The 8,727-nt window shown below is 50.2% G+C and carries 9 protein-coding genes; 6 read left to right on the forward strand and 3 right to left on the reverse strand.

Features of this window, described 5'->3' with window-relative positions; all coding sequences use genetic code 11:
• Window positions 1-412 precede the first annotated feature (412 nt).
• Entirely contained in the window at window positions 413-1,969 is a 1,557-nt protein-coding gene (locus WBA89_RS07800; RefSeq protein ID WP_424405346.1) for a serine/threonine protein kinase, read from the forward strand.
• Here the strand turns inward: WBA89_RS07800 and WBA89_RS07805 are convergent.
• Together WBA89_RS07805 and WBA89_RS07810 are read right to left on the reverse strand one after the other, a co-directional pair.
• Window positions 1,966-2,109: a hypothetical protein gene (locus WBA89_RS07805; RefSeq protein WP_424405348.1), complete on the reverse strand. Its 144-nt coding sequence runs from the start codon at window positions 2,107-2,109 to the stop codon at window positions 1,966-1,968. The two genes, WBA89_RS07800 and WBA89_RS07805, sit on opposite strands and share 4 nt — an antisense overlap.
• A gap of 30 nt (window positions 2,110-2,139) precedes the next feature.
• A complete protein-coding gene (locus WBA89_RS07810) occupies window positions 2,140-2,457 on the reverse strand; it encodes a hypothetical protein (RefSeq protein WP_424405350.1) in 318 nt (105 codons plus the stop codon).
• Between the two features lie 37 nt (window positions 2,458-2,494).
• On the opposite strand from WBA89_RS07810, the gene WBA89_RS07815 reads away from it, so the two are divergent.
• The 5 genes from WBA89_RS07815 (at window position 2,495) to WBA89_RS07835 (ending at window position 7,675) form a co-directional block, all read left to right on the forward strand.
• Complete coding sequence (locus WBA89_RS07815; protein ID WP_424405352.1) at window positions 2,495-2,833, forward strand: DUF6825 family protein; 339 nt, start codon at window positions 2,495-2,497, stop codon at window positions 2,831-2,833.
• A 120-nt stretch (window positions 2,834-2,953) separates the two neighbouring features.
• Window positions 2,954-4,717: an ABC1 kinase family protein gene (locus tag WBA89_RS07820; protein ID WP_424405354.1), complete on the forward strand. Its 1,764-nt coding sequence runs from the start codon at window positions 2,954-2,956 to the stop codon at window positions 4,715-4,717.
• Window positions 4,718-5,133: 416 nt separating this feature from the next.
• Window positions 5,134-5,865 (forward strand): PP2C family protein-serine/threonine phosphatase, encoded by a 732-nt coding sequence (locus tag WBA89_RS07825; RefSeq protein ID WP_424405356.1) that lies wholly within the window; start codon window positions 5,134-5,136, stop codon window positions 5,863-5,865.
• Window positions 5,866-5,942: 77 nt separating this feature from the next.
• Window positions 5,943-7,145, forward strand: a complete 1,203-nt coding sequence (locus WBA89_RS07830; RefSeq protein ID WP_424405358.1) for an anhydro-N-acetylmuramic acid kinase — start codon at window positions 5,943-5,945, stop codon at window positions 7,143-7,145.
• An 80-nt stretch (window positions 7,146-7,225) separates the two neighbouring features.
• Window positions 7,226-7,675, forward strand: a complete 450-nt coding sequence (locus WBA89_RS07835) for a hypothetical protein (protein WP_424405360.1) — start codon at window positions 7,226-7,228, stop codon at window positions 7,673-7,675.
• A gap of 468 nt (window positions 7,676-8,143) precedes the next feature.
• Here the strand turns inward: WBA89_RS07835 and WBA89_RS07840 are convergent, their stop codons facing one another.
• A complete protein-coding gene (locus WBA89_RS07840; RefSeq protein ID WP_006635253.1) occupies window positions 8,144-8,341 on the reverse strand; it encodes an NblA/ycf18 family protein in 198 nt (65 codons plus the stop codon).
• Between the last annotated feature and the right edge of the window lie 386 nt (window positions 8,342-8,727).

Below are 8,727 nucleotides of genomic sequence, written 5' to 3' on the forward strand. Positions count from 1 at the left end.
AAATATGGTGCAGCGTTTGTAATACCAAATTCATAAAATAGCGCTACATATCTACCCCCCCCAACCCCCCCTTGTAAAGGGGGGGAGTCAAACTTTCAGTAGTAGCATAACTTTATGAAATTGGTATAAACTTGAGGCGATATTGTTCGATCGGGCATGGGGCATAGGGCATGGGGTACTCGATCGCCCGCGCAGGGCATGGGGTACTCGATCGCCCGTGCCTGCTTCACAATGCTTGAAAACCGCTATAAATTGAAAATCTTCCATGCCAAGATCGACTGACCAAGAAATGCAAAGATGATATGGCAGAGCTACAGTCAAAACTATGGGGTCGATCGCCCCCCTGCGACCTAAACTCTGCTTTCACAACCCAAAAGCGGTAGCATAGTTTGGGAAACGGCATCAACTGAAGATGAACTTAGCGCCAGCAACAGTCCTGCAACAGGGCAAATACAGAGTTAATGGGACTTTAGGAATAGGAGGGTTCGGCATCACTTACCGAGCTATCCAAACCCATTTAAACCAAACCGTCGTACTCAAAACCCTCAACGAAAGCCTGCGCCAACACCCAGCATCTGCCGAGTTTCAGCAGCAGTTTATTGCCGAAGCCCGACGCCTGTCGCGGTGCCAGCATTCCAACATCGTCAAAGTAATCGACTTTTTTGAAGAAGCCGGACAGTCTTTTGTCGCGATGGACTACATTCCCGGCCAAACTCTCGCCCAAATCGTCGAAGCGGATCAACCGCTGTCAGAAGCCCAGGCGCTGCACTACATTCGGCAAATAGCCTCAGCCGTAAGTACAGTTCACGATAGCGGATTGCTGCACCGAGACATCAAGCCAGAAAATTTGATCCGGCGGGCCGATTCTCACGCCGTAATGTTAATAGATTTCGGGATTGCCCGCGACTTTACCGCCGTCCGCGAACACACCGAAATTAACTTGCTTTCCCCTGGGTACGCGCCGATCGAACAATACCTCTATGACGGTAAATGTACACCGGCCACAGACATCTACGCCATCGCCGCCACCCTTTACTACTTGCTCTGCGGCGTACCGCCCGTAGCAGCACCCCTGCGCGATCGTATTCCCCTAACTTCTTTGCGGCAATTTGTGCCCAACCTCAGCCCCGGCACCGAGCGAGCAATCCTTCAGGGACTCGAAACTGACCCCCAAAAACGCCCCCAGACAGTAGAAAATTGGCTTACCATGCTGCAAGACACAGAACAATTACCAGGAGAGAAAAAAAGCAAGCAAAGTCTGCGATTGCCCGCACCTCCCCCGCCTTCCCTGACTTTGCTGGCGTTTGTCGTAACGGCTGCAATTGCAGGCTGGATGGGTTTTGACCTAGCATGGCACTACAACGGCACCAGTGACAGCAGCAACCGCTCCACAACTGAATCCTTTTCATCTCTGGAAGATTTGCTCAAATCCCGCGATTTGTCAGGGCCGATGTTCGGGCGACCTTCTGTCGAAAGCAGCCCTCTCTACCCGATCGAACTTAACAAGCGCCCCAAACCCACTCCAGACAGCAGCGACATTCCCGAACCGATCGATCCCTCAACAGCTAGCGCCCAACCTTCAGGCTTCCCAAGCCCGGAAACTCCCCCAGAGCCAGAACCCGAAGCGGAACCTTCAGCATTCCCAGAGCCAGAGCCGGAAGCGGAACCTTCGGAGATCCCGATTCCAGAGCCTCAAGCCCAAATCGAGCCAGCACCACAACCAGCACCCGCACCGATACCGGAAGTCGCGCCCCTACCGCCGGAACCGCCGAGTTACTGGCCCCCCGCACCCGCCCCGCCGGAGGTGCCGAGTGCTGGAACCTTTTCGCCGTCGGAATCCGCGCCGCCAGCGCCAGCACCGCCAATCCCCAGCCCAAGCGGCAGCAGTTCGGATAGTTCGATCGATCCTTACTCGCCGCCCCCCGTTCCAGAAACCGCTCTGCCTTTGGCAGAACCTGCGACAAATTAGTACGGTTTTTGTTGGTTAAAAGTGCGGACAAATACTTGCTTTTTTGAGTCAGCAAATATCCATTGATTGTCGAAAAAATCGCGCCCTCGGACACCAGCGACTCGATCGCCAAACCTGCTTTCAGAATTGGCAAATTCCAACAACCTCGACCTGAATCTACCGCATATTTCCTATTCGATCGGAAATCGAAATGCCCCAGAAAAAAAATGTATAAACCTTTGATATTTTAGAGAAATTATGTTAAAATATAGGCACGGACGCACAGCTTGTGCAATGTCGCGCATTGCTTCTGCCAAACCTGCGAGGTTGAGAAAGTAGTTAGCAACAAGGGATCTGAAAATCCTGCCGGTGGCAAAGGTGGCATCCCGAATACCAGTGTAAATCGATCGGGCACCGGAAAAAAACTTGTTTGTTTCCAAGTCGAACTCTGGCAGTGCATCAATTCTCGAAATCTTCCTTTGTTTGGAAGCACCATCGAGGATAAGCAAGTTATAATTTGTTGCGGAAGCGCAAAGAGATTTTTTTATGAGTAAACCCCCAGTTCATGCTTTTTTTGTAGGCAGAGCAGTTGCCGAAGCACTGTACGAGCAATTAGAAAGCGCAGCAACGAACGCTTTCTCTGAACTCGGCAAATTTGACGCCGAACAAAGAGAACGCCTGCGCCAGTTCACCGATCGAGTTGTAGAACGGGCTAATCGAGCTGCGGATGAAGCGATGCAGGCGAGAACTGGCACTGCAACCACCAGCACGACTACCATTCAAGATATCCATCCTGCTGAGCTGCAAGCGACTATTGACGAGCTGCGCGCTGAAGTCGCCCTGGTGCGCTCCGAATTACAGCGCTACCGCAGCAGTTTGCCCTAAAAAAGGTAAAAAAGGGCGATCGAACTATTATTTACCGCCGCGCGAGCGCAACACAACGCGCTCCTGCGCTCCTACCTGCCATCAAAGCAACAACATAAAACAAGCAATTTGGGAACCCAAGTGTCTGCTCTCCTTGATGACTCTGTTAATCGCCAGCGCTCCTCCAAGCGGACTGGCGAAGCCGATGAGCCAAAAACTACTAAATCCTACAAAAGTAAAGCTTATCGCTGGAATCGCGAAAAATACTCCCGGCAGCGGCGCTTCTTCGACATTTGGGCCTTTGTCCTGCTCTGGCTCGCTTCTCTGTGGCTCGACAGCAAAAACTGGAGCTATTGGGGAGGCGTGACAGAAGAAAAAAAAGTTGCCAGACGGCGCTTTCAAGCAATCTGGGTTCGAGAAACACTATTGGACTTAGGCCCGACCTTTATAAAAGTCGGCCAATTATTTTCCACCCGCGCCGACTTGTTCCCCGCAGAGTTTGTCGAAGAACTTTCTAAACTGCAAGACAAAGTACCCGCTTTCAGCTACGAACAGTTAGAAGTAATTGTCGAGCAAGATTTGGGCAAAACAGTTCAGGAACTCTACCGCAGCTTTGACCCCGTACCCCTGGCCGCCGCCAGTTTGGGTCAGGTACACAAAGCTCAACTGCACTCTGGTCACGAAGTTGTGGTTAAGGTGCAGCGACCTGGACTGCGGAAGCTGTTTGAGATCGATTTGCAAATTCTCAAAGGAATTGCTCGTTACTTTCAAAACCATCCTAAGTGGGGCCGCGGTCGAGATTGGATGGGGATTTATGAGGAATGCTGTCGCATTCTCTGGCTGGAAATTGACTATCTCCACGAAGGCCGCAATGCTGATACTTTTCGCCGCAATTTTAGCAACTGCGACTGGGTAGTTGTGCCGCGGGTTTATTGGCGGTACGCGGCTCCCCGAGTGCTGACTTTGGAATACCTGCCGGGAATTAAAATCAGCCACTACGAAGCTCTCGAAGCGGCCGGTATCGATCGTAAATTAATCGCTCAGTTGGGCGCAAAAGCTTATTTGCGGCAGTTGCTCAACGACGGCTTTTTCCACGCTGACCCGCACCCCGGCAATATCGCTGTCAGTGCTGGCGGATCTCTGATTTTCTACGATTTCGGTATGATGGGGCAAATCCAGTCGAACGTCCGCGAAGGACTGATGGAGACTCTCTACGGCATTGCTTCCAAAGACGGACAGCGAATTATGGATTCTCTGATCAATTTGGGCGCTTTGGTTCCTACGGGTGATATGAGCCCGGTGCGCCGCAGCATCCAGTATATGCTGGACAATTTCATGGACAAGCCTTTTGAAAATCAGTCGGTAAGCGCGATTACTGACGACCTTTACGATATTGCTTACGAGCAACCTTTTCGCTTCCCAGCTACCTTTACTTTTGTAATGCGAGCTTTTTCCACCATCGAAGGGGTAGGCCGAGGTTTAGATCCCGAGTTCAACTTTATGGAGGTGGCACAGCCTTTTGCCATGCAGCTTATGACTAATGGAAACGGTTCCGATGCAAGTAGCAGCATTTTTAACGAAATCGGCCGTCAGGCGGCTCAGGTGAGTTCGACTGCTTTGGGCTTGCCCCGCCGGATTGAAGAGACTATTGATAAGCTCGAACAGGGAGATTTGCGGATTCGCGTCCGTTCTGCCGAAACAGAGCGATTGATCCGCCGCATGACTAGCGTTCAAATGGGCACGAATTATACTTTGATGATGAGTGCTTTTACTTTGTCGGCGACAATTCTGTTTGTCAGCAATCTCGTTTGGCCGGCTGCCGGTGTGGCTGTGCTGGCTGCTGGTGCAGGGTTGGCTCTGCTGCGTTTGTTCAAGCGGATCGATCGTTTAGACAGGATGTCATAATCCGGAAATTTGAAATGGGAAATTTCAGGTTTGAGGTTGTCAGCCAGCCAAAATTTAACCTCGAATGTTAAGTTTTGGCTGGCTGACAATTTATTTCTAAAATTTACGGCAGTTAACTGATTTAATGCTAAAAATACGGTTGCTGCCTCGCTTTCTCGCCAGCCAAACCTCGGATTTTTTGTAAAAATCTAGTTTTTTTTGGCAGGCGCTGCTTCGTGGAGCTTGATTTGCGGAAATTTTCAGAGGCGATTAGCACCAGACGATCTACAATATAAGGTCAAGGAAGTGCAATTTTGGCAAAACGGGCGATCGCGGGCGACAGTAATTTGAAGTTTCGATCGGGATTTAAGTTCTGTCATACAAAATTGCACCAGTTAAATTAAGCTTTTAAGTTCGATGAGTCCATTCACCAATCTATGAAACGCTCTTTCGCAGGTAAGACAGACACAGGGCTAGTTCGTTCCGTAAATCAGGATTCGTACTACATGGACCCTGACGGGCGATTTTTCATAGTTGCCGACGGAATGGGAGGACACGCTGGAGGTCAAGAAGCCAGCCGGATTGCGACTGGGGCCATTCAATCTTATTTGCTCGAACATTGGGAAGGGCCTGAAGATTCTCCCCTGTTGTTGGAAAAGGCTTTGCTAATTGCCAATCAAGCAATTTTGACGGATCAGCTCGACCATCCCGAGCGCGCTGATATGGGGACTACGGCTGTGGTTCTGATGTTTAGGGATGAGGGCAGACCTTGGTGCGCTAATGTCGGGGACTCTCGCTTGTACCGGCTGCACGGACCTCGCTTGGAGCAGATTACTGAAGACCAGACTTGGGTGGCTCAGGCTGTTAAAAGAAAAGCCCTGACTGCGGAGCAGGCTCGCAGTCATCCTTGGCGTCACGTTTTGTCCCAGTGTTTGGGCCGCGATGATTTGCGCGAGATAGATATCGTGCCGGTGGACGTAAAGCCTGGGGATCGGTTGCTGCTGTGCAGTGACGGCTTGACTGAGGAACTTTCGGATCCTTTGATTGCTTCGCCTCTCAAGTCGATTCGCGCCTGCGAGGGTGCTGCAACTGCTTTGATTGAAGCTGCTAAGGATAAAGGGGGACGCGATAATATTACTGTGGTGATCGTGACGATCGACCTCAAATAATATCCTCGCACCCTCGCGCCCTCGCGCTGTCTCCAAATCTCCAAATCTAAAATCTAAAATCTAAAATCTAAAATTGAATGACCCGCGTTATCGGTTTGATCAGCGGCACGTCAGTTGATGGTATTGATGCTGCTTTGGTTGATGTGGTCGGTTCCCAAACAGACTTGAAAGTAAATTTGGTGGCCGGTAAGACTTTCCCTTATCCTGCTAATTTGCGATCGCAAATTCTCTCGGTTTGCAGCGGCTCAGCTTTGTCAATGGCCGAACTCGCCCAATTAGATGATGCCATCGCCCGTGAATTTGCTACCGCAGCCTTGACAATTCAAGCAGAATATGATAGTGCAGAATTAATCGGCTCTCACGGTCAAACCGTCTACCACCGACCGCCAGAAACAGGGGAGAAATATCTCCAAGATGGACTCATGGGCTACAGCTTGCAACTCGGACGGGGCTCGCTAATTGCCGAACTGACAGGCATTACTACTGTGAGCAATTTTCGATCGGCAGACATTGCAGCAGGGGGTCAAGGAGCACCCTTAGTCCCTATAGTTGATGCCTGCCTGCTGGCCGAACCCAACCGCAGCCTCTGCATCCAAAATTTGGGCGGAATTGGCAATGTTGCCTATCTCCCAGCCCGGAAAAAGAGGGAAAACCAGAACGAGTCGGAAATTTCGGCTCTTGGGGATGGAATATTGGGTTGGGATACAGGGCCTGCAAATTCGCTGTTAGACTTGGCAGCGGTACACTTCTCTGGCGGCTCTTTGACGATCGACTCAGGTGGAGAGTGGGCTGCAACCGGCACTCCCTGTCAAGCTTTAGTCGAGGATTGGCTCGCTCAAGAGTTCTTCCGCCTCCCACCGCCGAAATCGACGGGGCGAGAGTTATTTGGGGCAGACTATTTCGATCGGTGTTTGGTAGAGGCATCCGCTTACCATCTCAGTCCTGCTGATGTGCTCGCTACTTTGACAGAACTGACTGTGGCTTCGATTGTTGGCAGTTACCAAGCTTTTTTGCCGGCAATGCCCGATCGAGTTTTGCTGTGCGGGGGCGGTAGCCACAATCTCTACTTAAAACGCCGATTGCAATCTCAATTGCATCCAGTCCAAGTGTTGACTACCTCTGAGGCCGGCTTGAGTGTAGATTTTAAAGAGGCGATCGCTTTCGCGGTTTTAGCCGTATGGCGGGTTCGGGGCATTCCCGGCAATCTGCCTCAAGTGACTGGCGCCCGGGCACCGGTACTTTTAGGGGAAATTAACTCTTGTTGGCACGGTTGGGCGTGATAGCATATAGTCTGAGCGACAACGGCTGTGCGTTGTTGCACCCGTATTGTAGCCAGCAGGAAAAGCATAGGAACAGCACTGTGGCTCACACGTTTTTAATGGAATCAGGCCAATGGACGTTCGACGGAAGTTGGATTGAGCGCAATGGCGTGCCAATTACGGTTAAAGGCAAAACTTTACTTAGCTGGAACCGAACAGATTGGTTCAATATGGTGACGAAGCTCGTTTTTCCAGGAGGCGATCGGGAAGATATTATTTTGAATTACCGAGGACACCTCAACAGCGACGAACGGCAGTATACTTTTGTACTCCAACACAGCGAACTCGGCCGCGTCGAGGGCGAAGGTTGGATTGCTCCCCAGTCGATCGTCCAGCGTTACTGGGTGCTGGGAGACGAACGCCAGCGGCGGACTGGTTTTGATACCCTTCACCGCGTTGATGACAATCACTACTATCAATCTAGCGGCCTCATGTCCGGTCATTACTTGACCAGTACGATGGAGGCGACTCTGGAACGTCAGCCGGAATAACTCTTTTTGATAGAGTCAACAGTTACCTGTTCTAGGGTTCGATCGGAAAATTGAAGGTATTGCTAGTCGGAGGTCGCGCTCAAATGTCCGGCTAGCGCCATTGTTGTCAAACCTCACCAGCCGCAAATACACACAAATATATTTAATTGGTTAAAAGTTTTTATTGATTAAAAAATTAAGGCTCGATTATAATTAATAATTATCAAATTTTCAATTCCCGGCGCAATAAATTATTTTGGCGCGATCTTTTGAGGTCGATCGACAGATTCCTCGCCTCGACTCCCCAAAATGATGGGAATCAAGAAATAAACTGTCAAATTTTCCCGATCGACAATCAGTCTGTGCAGATACTTTCTGCATAAGCGCGGGTTCTACTTTCGGCTCAAAGAGTGACGCCCCATCACCCCCAACTCCTTTCCAACTGAGGGAAGAGAGTAAGAGACGGAGGTCGCCGACTGCGACTCTGTGCTACTCAACACCGGGGTTAGGTTCTAAACCCCAGTGGTGTTTGAGAAAATGACGGTACATAGTTTCCCGCAACATCATCTGCTCGTAAAGCTTGACCAAAAACTCCTGAGCTTGTTCGCGGCTCATGTCACTTACCTGTGTTTTGAAGGAACACAGGCTAAATTGTTGCTCTAAAGACAATTCTGCTGGTTGGCTCATGACGAAAGACTCCTGTGTCAGTAAAGGTGACTTGAAAGTAAAAAACCTGGATCAACCCAATTTGTAACTTGTTTCAGCGATCGGCTCTTGGTTTCAGGATGGCATCCCGGCCCATCTGGCTTTAGTATATATTACAAAAGGTAACAATTGTTTGACAAAATTACCATCTGTCCCAGGAAATAATTTATCAAAAAAGATGGCGAAATGTCTGCAAAAGTTCCTTCCGCAGGCATATACAACTGTATCTACTTGTCTAGAGAAAAAAGGCTCAGTACGAACCTAAATAATTGAAGAGCTTTATACCAAATCTGCGAAGCCGCTCTCCGGGAGAGATTGGGAGAGGGGGGGAGGGGGAGAGAGGGAGATTGGGAGAGGGGGAGAGGGGG

The sequence above is a fragment of the Microcoleus sp. genome (assembly GCF_049646505.1).
Taxonomy (GTDB): domain Bacteria; phylum Cyanobacteriota; class Cyanobacteriia; order Cyanobacteriales; family Microcoleaceae; genus Microcoleus.